The 15,790-nt window shown below is 62.7% G+C and carries 15 protein-coding genes; 7 read left to right on the top strand and 8 right to left on the bottom strand.

Annotation, left to right across the window (positions count from 1 at the left end; genetic code table 11):
• The first annotated feature begins 99 nt into the window (after positions 1–99).
• Genes AC1DVN_RS27580 through AC1DVN_RS27570 form a run of 3 tightly spaced genes read left to right on the top strand, consistent with a single transcriptional unit; the run spans position 100 to position 1,845 of the window.
• A complete protein-coding gene (locus tag AC1DVN_RS27580) occupies positions 100–924 on the top strand; it encodes a DUF2786 domain-containing protein (protein WP_021346121.1) in 825 nt (274 codons plus the stop codon).
• Entirely contained in the window at positions 921–1,418 is a 498-nt protein-coding gene (locus AC1DVN_RS27575) for a TIGR04338 family metallohydrolase (protein WP_047889992.1), read from the top strand. Before AC1DVN_RS27580 ends, AC1DVN_RS27575 begins: the two co-directional genes overlap by 4 nt.
• A gap of 58 nt (positions 1,419–1,476) precedes the next feature.
• Entirely contained in the window at positions 1,477–1,845 is a 369-nt protein-coding gene (locus tag AC1DVN_RS27570) for a helix-turn-helix domain-containing protein (RefSeq protein WP_003946041.1), read from the top strand.
• On the opposite strand, the gene AC1DVN_RS27565 is transcribed toward AC1DVN_RS27570, so the two are convergent.
• Together AC1DVN_RS27565 and AC1DVN_RS27560 are read right to left on the bottom strand one after the other, a co-directional pair.
• On the bottom strand, positions 1,846–2,433 hold the full coding sequence (locus tag AC1DVN_RS27565) for an ATP-dependent Clp protease proteolytic subunit (protein ID WP_003945993.1): 588 nt from the start codon (positions 2,431–2,433) through the stop codon (positions 1,846–1,848).
• A 4-nt stretch (positions 2,434–2,437) separates the two neighbouring features.
• A complete protein-coding gene (locus AC1DVN_RS27560) occupies positions 2,438–3,046 on the bottom strand; it encodes a ClpP family protease (protein ID WP_020909763.1) in 609 nt (202 codons plus the stop codon).
• 288 nt (positions 3,047–3,334) lie between these two features.
• On the opposite strand from AC1DVN_RS27560, the gene AC1DVN_RS27555 reads away from it, so the two are divergent.
• A complete protein-coding gene (locus AC1DVN_RS27555) occupies positions 3,335–4,129 on the top strand; it encodes an LLM class F420-dependent oxidoreductase (RefSeq protein ID WP_020971420.1) in 795 nt (264 codons plus the stop codon).
• Here AC1DVN_RS27555 and AC1DVN_RS27550 read toward each other — a convergent pair.
• Genes AC1DVN_RS27550 through AC1DVN_RS27540 form a run of 3 tightly spaced genes read right to left on the bottom strand, consistent with a single transcriptional unit; the run spans position 4,051 to position 8,362 of the window.
• Entirely contained in the window at positions 4,051–5,280 is a 1,230-nt protein-coding gene (locus AC1DVN_RS27550) for a CaiB/BaiF CoA transferase family protein (protein ID WP_020909765.1), read from the bottom strand. The genes AC1DVN_RS27555 and AC1DVN_RS27550 overlap by 79 nt on opposite strands.
• Positions 5,277–6,992, bottom strand: coding sequence for an acyl-CoA dehydrogenase family protein (locus AC1DVN_RS27545; protein ID WP_477847732.1), 1,716 nt, complete (start codon positions 6,990–6,992; stop codon positions 5,277–5,279). Before AC1DVN_RS27545 ends, AC1DVN_RS27550 begins: the two co-directional genes overlap by 4 nt.
• Positions 6,992–8,362: an MFS transporter gene (locus tag AC1DVN_RS27540; RefSeq protein ID WP_047889988.1), complete on the bottom strand. Its 1,371-nt coding sequence runs from the start codon at positions 8,360–8,362 to the stop codon at positions 6,992–6,994. The genes AC1DVN_RS27545 and AC1DVN_RS27540 overlap by 1 nt, the downstream gene beginning before the upstream one ends.
• A gap of 146 nt (positions 8,363–8,508) precedes the next feature.
• Between AC1DVN_RS27540 and AC1DVN_RS27535 the strand changes: the two genes are divergently transcribed.
• Entirely contained in the window at positions 8,509–9,387 is an 879-nt protein-coding gene (locus AC1DVN_RS27535; RefSeq protein ID WP_029537275.1) for a LysR family transcriptional regulator, read from the top strand.
• On the opposite strand, the gene AC1DVN_RS27530 is transcribed toward AC1DVN_RS27535, so the two are convergent.
• The 3 genes from AC1DVN_RS27530 to AC1DVN_RS27520 are packed head-to-tail and all read right to left on the bottom strand — an operon-like array spanning position 9,384 to position 13,263.
• On the bottom strand, positions 9,384–11,075 hold the full coding sequence (locus AC1DVN_RS27530; RefSeq protein ID WP_477994489.1) for an acyl-CoA dehydrogenase family protein: 1,692 nt from the start codon (positions 11,073–11,075) through the stop codon (positions 9,384–9,386). The genes AC1DVN_RS27535 and AC1DVN_RS27530 overlap by 4 nt on opposite strands.
• A gap of 10 nt (positions 11,076–11,085) precedes the next feature.
• Complete coding sequence (locus AC1DVN_RS27525) at positions 11,086–12,591, bottom strand: class I adenylate-forming enzyme family protein (RefSeq protein WP_477994487.1); 1,506 nt, start codon at positions 12,589–12,591, stop codon at positions 11,086–11,088.
• Positions 12,592–12,627: 36 nt separating this feature from the next.
• The gene (locus tag AC1DVN_RS27520; RefSeq protein WP_007735239.1) at positions 12,628–13,263 is read right to left on the bottom strand and encodes a TetR/AcrR family transcriptional regulator C-terminal domain-containing protein; all 636 of its coding nucleotides are present in this window, start codon (positions 13,261–13,263) and stop codon (positions 12,628–12,630) included.
• Positions 13,264–13,438: 175 nt separating this feature from the next.
• On the opposite strand from AC1DVN_RS27520, the gene AC1DVN_RS27515 reads away from it, so the two are divergent.
• Both AC1DVN_RS27515 and oxdA read left to right on the top strand, forming a co-directional pair.
• Positions 13,439–14,419, top strand: a complete 981-nt coding sequence (locus tag AC1DVN_RS27515) for a helix-turn-helix domain-containing protein (protein WP_477994485.1) — start codon at positions 13,439–13,441, stop codon at positions 14,417–14,419.
• A gap of 204 nt (positions 14,420–14,623) precedes the next feature.
• Positions 14,624–15,685 carry an aliphatic aldoxime dehydratase gene (gene oxdA / locus AC1DVN_RS27510; RefSeq protein ID WP_477994483.1) on the top strand — a complete coding sequence of 354 codons (1,062 nt, stop codon included), beginning with the start codon at positions 14,624–14,626 and terminating at the stop codon, positions 15,683–15,685.
• The last annotated feature ends 105 nt before the right edge of the window (positions 15,686–15,790 follow it).

Here is a 15,790-nt window from a genome sequence, read left to right as displayed (position 1 = left end):
TTCTACCGGCAGGAACGTGCCGGACGATCCAAGTTGAGGGTGAGCGTGTGCGCTAGCAGCATAAACGTCCGTGTCGGCGCGCGAGCGTAGTCTTTCACGGTGAGTTCGGAGAAGATGCTGACCCGCATCGGTGCGCTGCTTCGCCAAGCGGAGTCCACCGACAATCCACACGAAGGTGAAGCCTTCATGGCCGCCGCGCAGCGGTTGGCCACCGGTTCCGCGATCGACCTGGCGGTCGCGCGGGCGCACACCGCGTCCTCGGAAAAACGTGCCACACCCACTCAGCGGCTCATCACCATCGGCGAACCGGGCAAGCGCGGGCTGCGAACGTACGCCCAGTTGTTCATCGCGATCGCCGCTGCCAACGACGTACAGTGCGACATCGCGCAGACGTCGGCCGTCATCTACGCCTACGGCTTCGCCGGTGACATCGACGTGTGCGAAGCGCTGTACTCGAGCCTGCTCTTCCAGATGGTCCGTGACTCCGACGCGTACGTGCGCTCCGGGGCGTACCGCGGCGAAACGTCCGTGCGGACCGTCGTCGAAACTCGTGGACGACGACGCGTCAACACGCAGGTTCGCAAGCCTGTGGCCGGAGTGACGGCGCGCCTGAACTTCCAGATGGCGTACGCGTCCCGCATCGGCGCTCGGTTGGCCGAGACGAAGCAGGAGACGGAGAAGGCGGCGATCGCAGAATCTGCCACGTCGTCTTCGGAAACCGCACTCGTGCTGCGCAACAAGGAAATCGAGCTCAAGGACTACTACTCGTCCAACTCCCAGGCACGTGGGACGTGGCGGGGCGGTGGCCGGGCGAGTGCCGGGCACTCCTCGCATGCTCGACGAGCGGGTGATCGGGCGGCGCGCTCCGCACGTCTGGGAAACCTGCCGGAGATCGGCGGGGTGCGCGGGCAGCTCGACTCGTGAGGGATACGCAGCGGAGCGCCGTCTACGAGGCAGAGACGTTGGTGCGCACCATGTTCGATCGCGCCGACGAGCGCGGACTTCGGAGCGTCGAGGTCATGGGTTCCACCATCACGTTGCCGGTCGAGCGCAAATTCGGTTCCGTGGAGTCGGTCCAGGCGTACTGCGATCAGCTACTCGGGCTGAACTGGGTACTCGCGACCTGGCCTCGCGCAACCGTTCCGGTGTCCGTACGCTCCCGCGCCGGAAATGCCGCCGCTCACTACTCGAACGACGTCATCGCCGTCCCGGACGACCGTGACGGCCGGTGGGCGCTACGCGAATTCGTTGTCTTGCACGAACTTGCGCACCACCTCGGCGACCCCACTTCCGACGAGGCCTCCCACGGGCCCGAGTTCGTCGACCGCTATACGAGCCTGGTCGGTGAGATCATCGGACCCGAGGCGACCTTCGTTCTTCGAGCGATGTTTCTTGCTGGTGGTGTTCGAACGGACTAGATGTCAGCCCTCGGTGAACCGGGTGGTGTGCGAACCGGTCGGCTGGAATACTCGGCCTATGGATGCGCCGCGCAGACTGGTCCTGGTCAAGGGTGAGTCGGAACTCCCCGATCCGGCTGTCGCCGTGCGCAAACCCCCGCTGATTCGTGAAGCCTACGGACGAGTGCTGAGGGAGGTCCGACGCGATCAGGACCGAACTCTCGACGACGTAGCCGCAAAGGTCGGGATGTCGAAGCAGTACCTCTCCGAGATCGAACGGGGCAAGAAGGAACCGTCGTCGGAAATTCTGCGCGCCATCTGCGAAGCGCTCGGGATGCCGCTCGAGCACCTGCTGTTCCGAGCGGGCAACAGGATCGTTGCGCTCAACTCCCTCACCTTCGGACATTCTCCCGCACCGATCTCCGGTCCCGTCCTGATGGCAGCCTGATCAGTTCCCTTCGATGAGGGTGTCAGCCAGTCCGTAGGAGATAGCGTCGTCGGCAGTGAAGATCCTGTCGCGATCGGTGTCCTTACGGAGCCGCTCGACGCTCTGACCGGTGTGCTTACTCAGAATCGCCTCGGTCTGCTCCCGGATTCTCAGGATCTCGGCTGCTTGAAGCGCGAGGTCCGAGATGGTGCCGCTACCTTGCGTCGACGGTTGATGCAGCAGCACCCGCGAATGGGCAAGAACATGCCGATGGCCCGGAGTGCCTGCGGCCAGAAGCACTGCAGCAGCCGAAGCCGCTTGACCCATGCAGTACGTCGAAATCGTCGGTTTCAAGAACTGCATGGTGTCGTAGATCGCGAGCATCGCCGTGGTGGAACCGCCGGGAGAGTTGATGTACAAACCGATTTCGCGATCCGGGTTGTCGGCCTGCAGATGCAGCATCTGAGCCATCACGACATTGGCGACGCCGTCGTCGATCTCTGTGCCGAGAAAGACGATGCGTTCGTTGAGCAGCCTGCTGAAGATGTCGAAAGATCGCTCACCCGTTGGTGTTCGCTCGATGACACTGGGAATCGTGTACTGGGACATGACGTCACAATCCGATCTTGGGGAAGGTGGCTTGCGGTGCGATCTCGGCGAAGGACGTCACGACGCGGTCGACGATTCCGTACTCGCGCGCCTGCTCGGCGGTGAACCAGCGATCCCGATCGCTGTCGGTCTCGATCTCTTCGACGGTCCGGCCCGTTTCGGCGGCGAGGATTTCCTGCGATTGACGCTTCATCAGCTCGAGGCTCTCGGCCTGGATCGCAATGTCCACCGCAGTGCCACCGATACCCGCCGAAGGTTGGTGCATCATGATGCGGCTGTGCGCCAGGCTGATTCGCTTGCCGTGGGTGCCGGAGCAGAGAAGCACCTGGCCCATGCTGGCGGCGAAGCCCATCGCGACCGTCACGACGTCGTTGGGGATGAGCTTCATCGTGTCGTAGATGGCCAGCCCGGCAAACACCGATCCGCCGGGTGAATTGATGTAGAGCACGATGTCGCGCTTGGGGTCGGTGGTGGCGAGGAGCACCAGTTCCGAACACACACGTTCGGCCATGGCGTCGTTGACCTCGCCGGTGAGCAGAATCGTTCGCTGTCGGAAGAGCCTGTCTGTCAACAGGTCACGGTAGCCGGTGTCGGTGGGCGCTTCAGTAGTCATGAATCCATTCCTACCGGCGCAGCGATGCCGGGGCCCCGCCTGTCTGCTGTGGGCAGACCACCCCTGTTTTTACCCGCCCCCCTTTTTTGCCCGCCCCCTGTTTCTGCCCGCCCCCCCTGTTTGAGCGAACGGCACGTTCAGTCGATCTAAGGCGCCGAAAGTACCGTTCGCTCGAAAAGGGGTGGGTACAAGTGCGGGCAAACCCGTCACCGACGGCGGCGGTAGCGGTACCGCGCACACCCGGCCATGATGGGAGAAGACAACCATTCCTCTCGTCAGGAGCGTGGCATGACTCGTCCGGTACGCATCGGTGTTCAACTCCAACCCCAGCACGCACCCGATTACGGGTTGATACGCGACGCCGTCTTGCGGTCCGAGGACGCCGGGGTGGACATCGTCTTCAACTGGGACCACTTCTACCCGTTGACCGGCGATCCCGACGGCGCCCACTTCGAATGCTGGACCATGCTCGGCGCCTGGGCCGAGCAGACCGAACGCGTCGAAATCGGCGCCCTGGTCACCGGTGGTGGCTACCGCAATCCGGATCTGCTGGCCGACATGGCGCGAACCGTCGACCACATCAGCGGCGGACGCCTGATCCTCGGCATCGGTGCCGGCTGGTTCGAGAAGGACTACGACCAGTTCGGATACGACTTCGGCACTCCCGGTTCACGGCTGAAACTGCTGGGCGAATACCTCCCCCGCATCACGGGCCGCCTGGCGAAGGGCAACCCGCCGCCGACGCGCAACATCCCGGTCCTCATCGGCGGTGGCGGCGAGAAGAAGACCCTGCGCTTGGTCGCCGAGTACGCCGACGTCTGGCACAGCTTCGGTGACCGCGAGACACACCTGCGCAAGTCAGGCATCCTCTCCGACCATTGCGCCGACGTAGGCCGGAACCCGCTGGAAGTAGAGCACTCGGTTCCGTGGCCTGGGCTCGAGAATGCTGCTGACCTGGTCGCCGACGGTGTCTCGCTCTTCACCGTCGGCGTCAGCGGACCGGACTACGACCTCACGACGCTTGCCGAGGCCATCGCTTGGCGCGACGACAACACACCGCCTGCGTTGAGCGGGCTGGCCTGAGCGGTACCAAGGACTTCGTCGTTGTCGGCGCCGAGAACGGGCGGCGCCGACGTCAGACGTGGCCTCTGGCCGGAGAAGTTGACCGGAAAGGCCACTTGCTTCAACGGTCCGAGCGTCGGATGGTCGACGGTTCCGACCATTCCGAGCGCGGCGGTGTGGGGATCGGAGTAGATCTCGTCGAGATGGCGGATCGGTGACACCGGCACCGCGCGTTCGGCGAGAAGAGCGCACCAGTGTTCGACGGTTTCCGATGTGAAGGCGCTGGTGAGTTCTCGTTCCAGACTCTCGCGGTTCTCCACCCTGTCGCGGTTGTGGACGAAACGCGGATCGGTGACCAGTTCACTCCTTCCGATGGCCTCGCACAGCGACGCCCACATCCCGTCGTTGCCGACAGCGATGACGAAGTACCCGTCGCTGGCAGGAAATGCTTGATACGGAGCAAGATTCGGATGACCGGAGCCCAATGCAGTCGGGCGCTCACCGGTGGCGAAGTAACTGGTCGCCCAGTTCACGTGCATCGCGAGTTGGCACTCGTACAGCGACGTGGTCACGTACTGTCCGCGCCCGGTCCGGCCTCGCTCGACCAAGGCAGCCAGGACACCGACCAGTCCGAAGAGCGCTGCGCCCAAGTCTCCCAACGCAAACCCGGATTTCATCGGAGCACCACCCGGTTCACCGGTGAGCGACATGAGCCCACCCGCGGCCTGCGCGATCATGTCGTACCCCGGTTCGTCGCGCAGCGGTCCTTCTTCACCGAAGGCAGAGATGTGCAGGGTGATCAGATGCGGGTATCGCTCGGACAGTGCCTGGTAGTCGAAGATCTTCTGTAATCCGCTGCCCGGCTTGAAGTTCTCCACGACTACATCGGTCTCTTCGAGCATGCGGTGGATGATCTCCTGTCCTTCGGTGGACTTGAGGTCGATCGTGACCGACTTCTTACCGCGGTTGATCGCGAGATAGTAGGCGGCATCTACCCCGACGAAGGGAGGCCCCCACGAACGCGTGGGGTCGCCGCCTTCAGGGTGTTCGATCTTGGTGACGTCGGCACCGAGATCGGCAAGCGACATGGTTGCGTACGGCCCGGCAAGGATCTTCGACAGATCCAGAACACGGACGCCGGCGAGGGGTGTGGGGCCTGTTGGAGAATTCACCGATGACCACCTGCTACAGAGAGGAACTCGGCTACGACGTCACGTGCATCATCCAGCTCGACGTCACCGCCGTCGGTGATCACGTCGAGATTGCCGAGTGCAGCCGACGGCACCTTCCCCGCAAGACCGGCCAGGTAGGAATTCGCCACCAGCAGTGACCGGTACCCATTATCGTGTCGGATGCCGTGATCCGCAAGATCGAAAAGCAGGGTCGCCATGACGGCACGAGCCAACTCGTCGGCATACTTTGCACTGGCGGCCTGGGCGGCATCGTCAGATCCGGAGATCAGACGATCTCCTTCCTCTACCAGTTCCTCCCAGCGCCGCAACAGAACTCCGGACCCGGCTTCGCAATCCGGTCCGACGGTGGACAAGATGTCCGTCATCGCTCCCGCGACCGTGCGGTGCGCGTTGAACTTGCGTAGGCACCGAAGTACGTCCAGCGCAATGACATTGCTCGAGCCCTCCCAGATCGAGCCCAAGTGGGCATCCCGCACTAGTCGCGCGTTGGCCCAATCCTCGATGTAGCCGTTTCCTCCGCGCACCTCCATGGCCTCGCCAGTGACCACCCGCGCGCGTTTGCAGACAAAGTGTTTGGCGATCGGCGTCAGTACCCTGATCAGTGCGCGCGCCTGTTCGTCGCCGCCGTCTGCTGCCTGAAGACACTGTGCGCTGTACGCGACCAGGGCCAGCGAAGCCTCGGCATCGAGTGCAAGGGGAAGAAGCGTCGCCCGCATCAGCGGCTGGTCGAAGAGCTTCTTACCGAACACGACTCGGCTCTTCGAATGTTCGACGGCTTCGCGGACTGCTCGGCGCATGAGAGCGCTCGAACGCATCGCATTGGACAGGCGAGACGTGTTGACCATCTCAGCCATCTGGCGGAATCCTCGATCGAGTTCGCCGACCTGGAGTGCGTGCGCGCGGTTCAGCGTCACCTCGCCGCTCGGCATGGAACGCGTACCCAGCTTGTCCTTGAGACGATCGATCATGAGGTTGTTGCGCTCGCCGGATCCCAAGGTCTTGGGCACCATGAACATTCCGACTCCACGCGTCGAACCATCCTGTCCGCCCGGGAATCTTGCGAGGGTGATGATCACATCGGCATCCGGGTTGGAGGCGAACCACTTCTTGCCCGTCAGAACCCATCCGTCACCGTCGCGCTCGGCGCGTGTTTCGGTGCAGGCGATGTCGGTGCCTGCCTGAATCTCGGTCATGAACATCGCACCCGTCTTCGCCTGCTCGGGGTCCGTCGACGTCAACGCGTCGATCCAGGGCGAGAACACGGCCGGATCACCGAACATACGCAGGGTCCGCGCAGCAGCATCTGTCATCGACACCGGACAGGCCAGCCCGAACTCGGCCTGCACGAAGATGTACGACGCGAGGTACTTCGCGAGTGGCGGATGCACGGAGTCCCATCCGTGCAACCCTTTTCGGTGCGACATGGCGGACAGGCCGTACTCGTTGTACGCCGCCCGGCACAGTTCCAGGTAGGCCGGGTGATAGGAAATCCGGTCGACGCGGTCACCGGCCTTGTCGAATTGCTGCAGCACCGGCGGGTTCTTGTCTGCGATGTCGGCAAGCTCGGACAAACGGCCGGCGGCATCTCGGCCCAGTCGGTCGAGCAATCCGTTCAACGTCTCTCGGTCCGCCCCGGCGGTCCATCTGTCCACTACCGCTGCCAGAGCGGGGTCGGTGTGTGCAAAGTTCATCAGTGGTCAACGCCTTTCAGGGTGGAAACATCGGTCATGTTCGAGGAGCTCGTCGACTCCAGCCCTTGCGCGTGCAGCGCACTCCTGCGCAAAAGTGCCGTCATACAGACAAGGGAGAGAACGACATACACGAGCCCAAGAGCGACGACCGGCCAGATCGAGTTGGTTCGCGTCAGCAGATACTGGCTGACCATCGGGGCCGTTCCGGCAAATACGGCGGTCGACAATTGGTACGACAGAGAGATGCCGGTATACCGAACATTGGTGGGGAAAACCTGCGCCAGGATGCCGGCCAACGCGGCGTAATACATTGCGTGAGGCGCCGTCGCGAGGACCATACCCAGAATCGCCAAGGGCACGGAGCCCGTCTGAACCAGCACGAACATCAGTGGTAGGAGCACGATCTCCGGAAGCAGCATCCAACGGACCGCTTTCGACGGATCGATCCGCGTGGCCAGCACAGCACCGAAAGGCTGTACGAGCGCCTGGGCTACCAGTGCCACGGTGATCACGAGGAGGAAGTCACTACGCTCGAAGCCGAGATCCGTTGTCGCCCATGAGAGCGCAAAGGTTGTCTTGACGTACGTGATGGCAACACCGGCAACCACAGCGCCGACGCCGAGAGCAAGTTCGACGGGATGCGAACGCAACACTTCGACCAGCGGCATCCGTGTACGTTCCTGTGCCGCAACAGCCTTCTTCATCTCGGGTGTCTCGGAGATGTGCAGTCGGATGTAGAGAGCGACGATCACCAAAGCTGCGGATCCGAGGAACGGCAGACGCCAACCCCACGACTCGAACACGGAATCCGACATCAACGTCAGGCCGAGGAAGGCCAGCGTCGCGAGCAGGTTGCCGACCGGTGAACCCTGCTGCGCAAACGCACCGTAGAGCACCTTTTTCTTCGGGGGAGCGAACTCGGTGGCGATCAATACGGCGCCACCCCATTCGCCGCCCATGGCAATGCCCTGGAGAACACGCAGTGCCACAAGCAGTATCGGTGCCCAGATCCCGATCTGGGAGTACGTAGGGAGGAGACCGACACCGACAGTTCCCAACCCCATGAGCGCGAGGGTGATGATCACGGCGTTCTTGCGACCGAACTTGTCTCCGAAATGACCGAACACCACTCCGCCGACCGGACGAGCCACGAATCCCACGGCAAAAGTCGCGAAGGCTGCGAGTGTTCCCACCGCCGGCGACGCATCCGGGAAGAACAGCGGGCCGAGCACCAAGGCAGATGCGGTTCCGTAGATGTAGAAGTCGAACCACTCGATAGTCGTTCCGACAAACGCCGTGATTCCGGCCTTGCGTGCCTGTTTGGTGTTGTATTCAGGCGGATTGGTGTCTTGACCTGGGTGTTGATCCACGGTTCTCCCTGATTCTCGCGTCGGGCATCACCAAGGGATGCAATGTGAGGCGTGAATCACTATCGTCCGAAATCCATGTAGAGTCCAAGACTTAGTTCGACTCATTTATGTGGAAGAACCACATAATGAAACCCGGGAGGAGCGACATGGAATTGCGTCAGCTGCGCGCGTTTCTCGCAGTCGCCGACGAGCTTCATTTCGGCCGGGCCGCCGAGCGACTCCACATCGGGCAGTCCCCGCTCAGCCAGACCATTCGGGCGCTCGAGCGCGAACTCGGCACCGACCTGTTTGTCCGGACCACCAGATCAGTGCAATTGACCGCAGCCGGCGAAGCCTTGGTCACGCCCGCACGAATCATCGAAGCGCAGATCGCCGTCGTACGAGATATCGCATCAGCGGCGTCAACCGGGGAAACAGGCCGTGTCACGGTGGGTTTCGGCGGAACGGGCGGCTACACGGTGCTGTCGGCCCTCACACGATCGCTGGCCGACTCCCATCCGGGAATCGAACTGGACCTACGGCCGCAGATGTACTCGGGTGAGGTGCTCGACGCTCTCCGACGCGGAACACTCGACATGGGCATAGTCGGCCTGCCCATTCCGCGCGGATTCGAGACTCACACTGTGCGCGAGGAAACCTTGATGGTCGCGGTTCCGGCCAGGCATCACCTCAGTGCCCGGGACTCGGTGTCACCGGAAGACCTGGCAACCGAGCGATTCGTGATGTATCCCGCCGAGCACGGCTCGGTGGTGCGCGATGCGACGTTGTCCGTCTGCGCCACAGCAGGTTTCACGCCCACCGTCGCGCACGAAGCCCCCGATCCGTACAGCCTGTTGGCCATGGTCGGAGCGGGGGTCGGGATCGCCGTCGTCGTGGAGTCGACGGCGCATCTGTCCATGGACGGGGTCGTGTACCTGCCGATCGCCGGGGCCACGCCCACGCTGAAAATCGCGATGGCATGGCGGCCCAACAATCCGACGCCGGCAGTACACACCGTCACCAGGGTACTGAGGGAGCAGCCTTAGGCTCTCGCGAGAATTCCGGCGAAATCTGTTCCCACAGGCAGAGTTCCGTACTCGTGACCACGGTCGGCGCCGAGGCGAGCGGCAATGAACGCATCGGACGAAGCGGCCGGGGAGTGGCGCACCATGAGCGAAGCCTGCAGCGCCAACGCCATTGCCTCGACGACGGTCCGAGCGCGGAGCTGGGCGTCGGCGGGTGCCATCGTGGCGAGCTCACCGAGTTGGCGTCGTACCCGATCGAGGTGATGATCGAGGACCGGGTTGTTGCCGCGAGCGAGGTTGACCTCGTGGTCGAAGGCGGCAACGGAATCGGGTTCACGGGTCATAGCGCGCAGGACATCGAGCGCGATGACGTTGCCCGACCCCTCCCACACGGCCATGACGGGCTGCTCACGGTAGCGACGGGCAAGCGGGAAGTCCTCGGTGTAGCCGTTACCGCCCAGGCATTCGAGTGCCTCGTAGGAGTGGTGCGGGCCGCGCTTGCAGATCCAGTACTTCGCAACAGCCGTCGCGAGTCGGCGGAACGCCTTTTCCTGCTCGTCCGCGTCCTCGTCCTGCGCGCGAGCCAATCGCAGTGCAGTGATGGTGGCGGCTTCGGATTCGAGAGCCAGATCGGCAAGCACCGACGTCATCGCCGGCTGATCTGCCAGGACGGCACCGAAAGCGCTTCGGTGCCGTGCATGCCACACCGCTTCGGCGACCGACTGACGCATACCTGCCGTGCTGCCGAGGATGCAGTCGAGTCGCGTCTGGGACACCATTTCGATGATGGTCCGCACGCCACGACCCGGTTCGCCGATCATGGTGCCGACGGTGCCGTCGAGTTCGATCTCGGACGACGCGTTGGACTTGTTCCCCAGCTTGTTCTTCAGACGCTGGATGCGGAAGACGTTGCGCGTGCCGTCAGGCAGGATGCGGGGGAGAAGGAAGCAGGAAAGCCCCTCACCGGCAGCACCTTCGGCCTGAGCGAGAACCAGGAAGGCGTCGGACATCGGCGCGGAGCAGAACCACTTGTGTCCGGTGAGCAGGTAGTCCGCACCCGGACCGCCACGTCCGGCCGGCTTGGCGATGGTCGTGTTGGCTCGCACGTCGGAGCCGCCCTGCTTTTCCGTCATCGACATTCCGAATATCGCGGATGCCTTTCCGGGAGCATCCAACTCGGGGGTGTAACTCCGAGAAAGGGCTCGCGGCGTCCAGAGAGCGGCCACGTCCGGTTGCAGCTCGAGCGAGGGGATCACGGCGTGCGTCATGGAGATCGGGCACGCGTGGCCCGGTTCGACCTGGGAGAACAGCATGAATGCCGCGGCCCGAGCCACGTTGGCACCCGGCTTGGGGTCAGCCCAGGCAGAGGTGTGCGCACCGTGCGCTACGGCAGCAGAGGTGATCCGGTGATACGACGGATGGTATTCGACCTCGTCGATGCGGTTTCCCCAGCGATCGAAGGTCTTCAATTCGGGGATCACCGTGTTGGCCAGCTCGGCGTCGTGCTGGAATCCAGCACTGCCGACCAGTTCACCGATGTCGGTGAGTTCGCTTGTGGCCCAATCCGCGTCGTGGCGCGCGACCCCTTCGGCCAGGACCGTATCGAGCAGGAACTCGTTGACGTCCGTGCGCGGTACCGACTGGTTGAGCACTGCATGGGTGCGATGCGGAGCCGGGTGGGTGACGGTCTTCTCGGAAATATCAGTCATGACAGGCCTTTCAGCTCGCTGCGCGGATGAGGTGCTTCTGGATCTTGCCGGTCGGTGTACGCGGAAGAATGGTCGCGAACACCACTTCACGCGGAATCTTGTAGCGCGCCAACTTGTCCGAGAGGTAGTCCTTGATGTCGTCGGCGCTGATGACATCCGGTTCACGCCAGACGACGTGTGCGACGACGGTCTCGCCCCATTCTTCGTTGGGTTTTCCGACAACGGCGACGTCGACGACGTCCGGGTGGCCGGAGATCACGTCCTCGACCTCCTTGGAGTAGACGTTCTCACCGCCCGTGATGATCATGTCCTTCGCGCGGTCGACGATGAAGAGGTAACCGTCCGCATCCTTGCGCGCCAGATCGCCGGTGCGGTACCAACCTCCGTCGGCAAAAGCAGCCTTCGTGGCAGTGGGGTCGTCGAGGTACCCCTGCATGACGGTGTCGGCGCGCAGCCAGATCTCACCGATCTGATCGGGCTCCGCGTCGGTGCCGTCATCGGCAACCAGGCGCAGGTCGACGCCGGCCAGCGCGACGCGGCCGATCGAGCCCGCCTTGCTCAACTGCTCCTCGGGGTACAGCACAGTGCCCACCGGCCCGGTCTCGGTCATGCCGTAGACCTGCCGGAATTCGGTGGTGCCGTACGACTCCACCAGTCGCCGAGCGACATCCGCGCCGATCGGTCCGCCGCCGTACAACCACGCACGAACGCTACCGAGGTTGTAGTCGGCAAAGTTCGGCACGAGGTTGAGTGCAGTGGTGTAGATGACCGGCGGGCCGAAGCAGAGGGTAATACGTTGTTCCTGAACAGTTTCCAGGAATTTGACGGGATGGTACTCGCGCAGCAGCACGACGGTTCCGCCCATGTAGAGCGTGGACATGAACCAGTTGTTGAGCGGGGAAGCGTGCCAGATCGGGACGGCCATGAGCAGGCGCTCGTCCCGAGTCGTCGACACGGCGAGGGCCGCGGTGACGGCAACACCGACGACGTTGCGGTGGCTGTGGACGCAGCCCTTGGGCGAGCCGGTGGTCCCCGAGGTGTAGAGGATTTCAGCCGGATCGTTCTCGTCGATGTCGATACCGTTAACGCCCTCTTGTCGGGTGATGGCGTCGTCGAAGAAGTCGAAACCGTCTGCGACAGAGTCCGTGCTGATCAGCTTGGCCGTTGTCTCCAGTCGACCGACAACCGGCGCCAACTCACCGTCGAAGACGCACACCGACACCTTCGCGTGTCCCAGCACGTAGGCAACTTCCGGAGTCTGCATCTTGTGGTTGATGGGGACCACGACGGCGCCCAAGCGCCAGGCACCGAGCATCGCGTACACGAATCCCGGAGTGTTGTAACACATCAGCGCGACGCGGTCGCCCGGCTGCACGCCCAGCGACTGCAAATAGCCTGCGGCGCGTCGACTTCCGTCCTGAACCTGGGAGTACGTGTGATCGTGACCGTCGAATATCAGGAAGGGTTTGTCCGGGGTCTTGGTGACGTTGCTGTCGAATACGCGAACGATGTTCATCGAAGTCCTTGTCGGAGAATCACGCTCGAAGAGAGTTCATTCCATCGAGCTGTTGAGTACGGCGTCGGGTATCTGGAGAGTGGCGAAGATGACGGCGACCGCCTCCTCGAGGGAGTAACCGAAGCTCTCGCCGGTGGCAGTTTTCTGAATGACGAGGCCGAAGATCGCAGACCAGAAGGCCTTGGATTCGACGTCGATGCCCGCGCGCAGCTGCCAGCCGGTGCGGATCAAGGTACGGAGGAGGGCTGTTTCACCCGAGGAATGCAGAGTGCGAAGCGTCTCGGAGATCAGATCGCGGAGTTCACCACGGCGACCCGTCATCATCATCGCTTCCACGAACAGTTCGACACTGGGAGCGCCCGAGCCGAGGAGTGATCCGACCAGCTTCTCGGTGTAGTCGCCCACGGTGTCGGCGTCGGCGGCATCGACCTCGGCACGCTTGCCTGCGCGCAGAACGGCTGCACACGCCACCTCGACGAAGAGCTTCTCTTTTGAGCCGTAGTAGTAGGTCACCTGGTTTGGATGGGCGCCGGCGGCGGTGCAGATCTGCGCGATGGACACGCTGTCGCCATGTTCGAGGAAGAGCTCGGTTGCAGCGTTGAACAGTGCCATGCGCGTCTGCTTGCCCGACTCACGCGTCGCGCGCGCTGCTGGAACTGACTCGGTGACCATCACGAACTCCTACTTGTTTGTATGACAAACAATAACTCGGCGTTGTTTGTATGGCAAACAATTTCTCCCGACGTGATGACATGTCGACTCCTATCGACATGTCCGATGTGCGGGATTACTCTCTGAACATCGAGCACCCGAGAACTTCGGCTTTTCTGCGAGGAGGCGCCCTGCAATGCTCGCGCGATCCGGCTTCTCCCTGCCCACCCGCACGACTCTCACGGGCGACTGGGCAGATTTATTGCGTGAGCATTTTGTCGCGCTCGACGTATCCGATATCGAAGACGGCGATGGATTCAGCGGGGCCGTGCACTCGGCCCAACTCGCACACGTTCGGGTGTCCGCAGTTCAATCGATGGAACAACGAATAGTCCGTAGCAGCAGCCTGATCAAGAGTGACGGTGCGGACTATCTGCAAATCGGAATGATCCGCCGCGGTAGCGCGGTAGTGCGGCAAGACGACCGCGCATGCGTCCTGCGACGTGGCGACTACGTCCTGTACGACACCACGCGCCCCTTCGATTGGCAGATCGAGGGACACGCACACGACGGCATCTGGGGACTCGAGGTGTTCACCTGGCCACGGTCATACCTGTCCCTCAGCGACGCGGAGGTCACGAGCTTGACAGCCATTGCCTTCGACGGACACTCGGGCCTGAGTGGCCTGCTGGGTCGCTTTCTTCACGATCTTGCCTCCGTCCGCATGACGTCCGACGCGAGCGGAGACGAGGAGGAAGTCGTCAACGAGATCGGCAGCCTGGTCAAGTCGGTTCTTCACGCAACCGCGCGTCCGATCGTCTCCCGGCGAACTGGCCTGTACGAATCCGCTCTGTCGGCCATAGACGCCCGCATCGCTGACCCGGCCCTGTCACCGGTGGACATCGCGGGATCAGTCAAAGTCTCCATTCGCCAGTTGCACCGAGCCTTCGCCGAACACGGCACAACGGTGTCGCGTTCGATTCGCAGCCGTCGACTCGACGGTTGCCGTCGTGAGATCGTGCAACGCCACAGCATAGAGCGGTCGCTGACCCAGATTTCTCACCGCTGGGGATTCACCGACCTGGCCGCCTTCAGTCGCGCATTCAAGGCGGAGTTCGGGATCAGCCCGCGGCAATACCGGTCGCAAGCAGTGGCCCCCACAAGTACTGCTCGCTGATCTGTAACATCCTCGGACACTTACCTATTCAACATGATGTTCAAAACGTTCTGTCGCCGACGCCTATCCACAATTCTCGGCGCGGTAGGCCAAGTATCGGGCGCTGACGGCCAAGTTTGCTCGGCCTCGCGGGCGTAGATTTTCGGCACGGCGTTGCCAAGTGCCAGGCACCCGATCCGACCACCTACATCACAGGGAGCACTCATGGAATCTGCAATCGGTGAACATCTTCAATGCCCGCGCACGCTGACCAGGCGCGTTCCGGATACCTATTCGCCACCATTTCCCATGTGGGTCGGGCGTGCGGACGACACATTGCACCAGGTCGCGATGGGCTATCTCGGCGTGCAGTTCCGCGGCGAGGGTCAGCGCTCGGCAGCACTGCAGGCAATGCGGGATATCGTCGCCGGCTTCAACTTGCCGGACGGACCGGCACACCACGATCTGACCCACCACATCGACAACCAGGGCTACGAGAATCTGATCGTGGTCGGGTACTGGAAAGATGTTTCTTCCCAACATCGTTGGAGCACATCAGCTCCGGTGGCCTCCTGGTGGGAGTCCGAGGACCGCTTGTCCGACGGATTGGGGTTCTTCCGGGAGATCGTGGCACCGAGAGCCGAACAATTCGAGACGCTCTACGCGTTCCAGGACGATCTCCCCGGAGTGGGAGCCGTCATGGACGGTGTCAGCGGCGAGATCAACGAGCACGGCTACTGGGGTTCGATGCGCGAGCGCTTTCCGATCTCTCAGACCGACTGGATGCAGGCCTCGGGCGAACTACGGGTCGTCGCCGGTGACCCCGCCGCAGGTGGACGCGTAGTAGTGCGGGGACACGACAACATCGCACTGATCAGATCCGGGCAGGACTGGGCCGACGCGGAAGCAGACGAGCGCAGCCTCTACCTCGACGAAATCCTGCCCACTCTTCAATCGGGCATGGACTTCCTCCGCGACAACGGCCCGGCCGTCGGGTGCTACAGCAACCGTTTCGTACGCAATATCGACATCGACGGAAACTTCCTCGACCTGAGCTACAACATCGGTCACTGGGCCTCACTCGACCAACTCGAGCGGTGGTCGGAATCCCACCCGACCCATCTGCGGATCTTCACGACGTTCTTCCGGGTGGCCGAGGGCCTGTCGAAATTACGTCTCTACCATGAGGTCTCGGTATTCGATGCCGCCGATCAGCTGTACGAGTACATCAACTGCCATCCCGGGACCGGGATGCTGCGCGACGCGGTGGCCATCGCCGCGCACTGACCGAAGCCGCCGGAAATCTTCGGCCACGTTCTTTCCCTCGGAGGCAACTCGAGATATGTTGACGAGTGTCGACATATCTCAGTAGAGGCCATCGAGGAAGCGCGG

Source organism: Rhodococcus sp. P4_E4 (assembly GCF_056401575.1).
Note: the sequence above shows the minus strand (reverse complement) of the source record. Positions and strands in the feature narration are given on the sequence as shown.

Coding starts and splice junctions, on each gene's coding strand:
- AC1DVN_RS27570 (WP_003946041.1), top strand. CDS start 1,477: ATGGATGCGCCGCGCAGACTGGTCCTGGTCAAGGGTGAGTCGGAACTC.
- AC1DVN_RS27565 (WP_003945993.1), bottom strand. CDS start 2,433: ATGTCCCAGTACACGATTCCCAGTGTCATCGAGCGAACACCAACGGGT.
- AC1DVN_RS27560 (WP_020909763.1), bottom strand. CDS start 3,046: ATGACTACTGAAGCGCCCACCGACACCGGCTACCGTGACCTGTTGACA.
- AC1DVN_RS27555 (WP_020971420.1), top strand. CDS start 3,335: ATGACTCGTCCGGTACGCATCGGTGTTCAACTCCAACCCCAGCACGCA.
- AC1DVN_RS27545 (WP_477847732.1), bottom strand. CDS start 6,992: ATGAACTTTGCACACACCGACCCCGCTCTGGCAGCGGTAGTGGACAGA.
- AC1DVN_RS27535 (WP_029537275.1), top strand. CDS start 8,509: ATGGAATTGCGTCAGCTGCGCGCGTTTCTCGCAGTCGCCGACGAGCTT.
- AC1DVN_RS27530 (WP_477994489.1), bottom strand. CDS start 11,075: ATGACTGATATTTCCGAGAAGACCGTCACCCACCCGGCTCCGCATCGC.
- AC1DVN_RS27525 (WP_477994487.1), bottom strand. CDS start 12,591: ATGAACATCGTTCGCGTATTCGACAGCAACGTCACCAAGACCCCGGAC.
- AC1DVN_RS27520 (WP_007735239.1), bottom strand. CDS start 13,263: ATGGTCACCGAGTCAGTTCCAGCAGCGCGCGCGACGCGTGAGTCGGGC.
- AC1DVN_RS27515 (WP_477994485.1), top strand. CDS start 13,439: ATGCTCGCGCGATCCGGCTTCTCCCTGCCCACCCGCACGACTCTCACG.
- oxdA (WP_477994483.1), top strand. CDS start 14,624: ATGGAATCTGCAATCGGTGAACATCTTCAATGCCCGCGCACGCTGACC.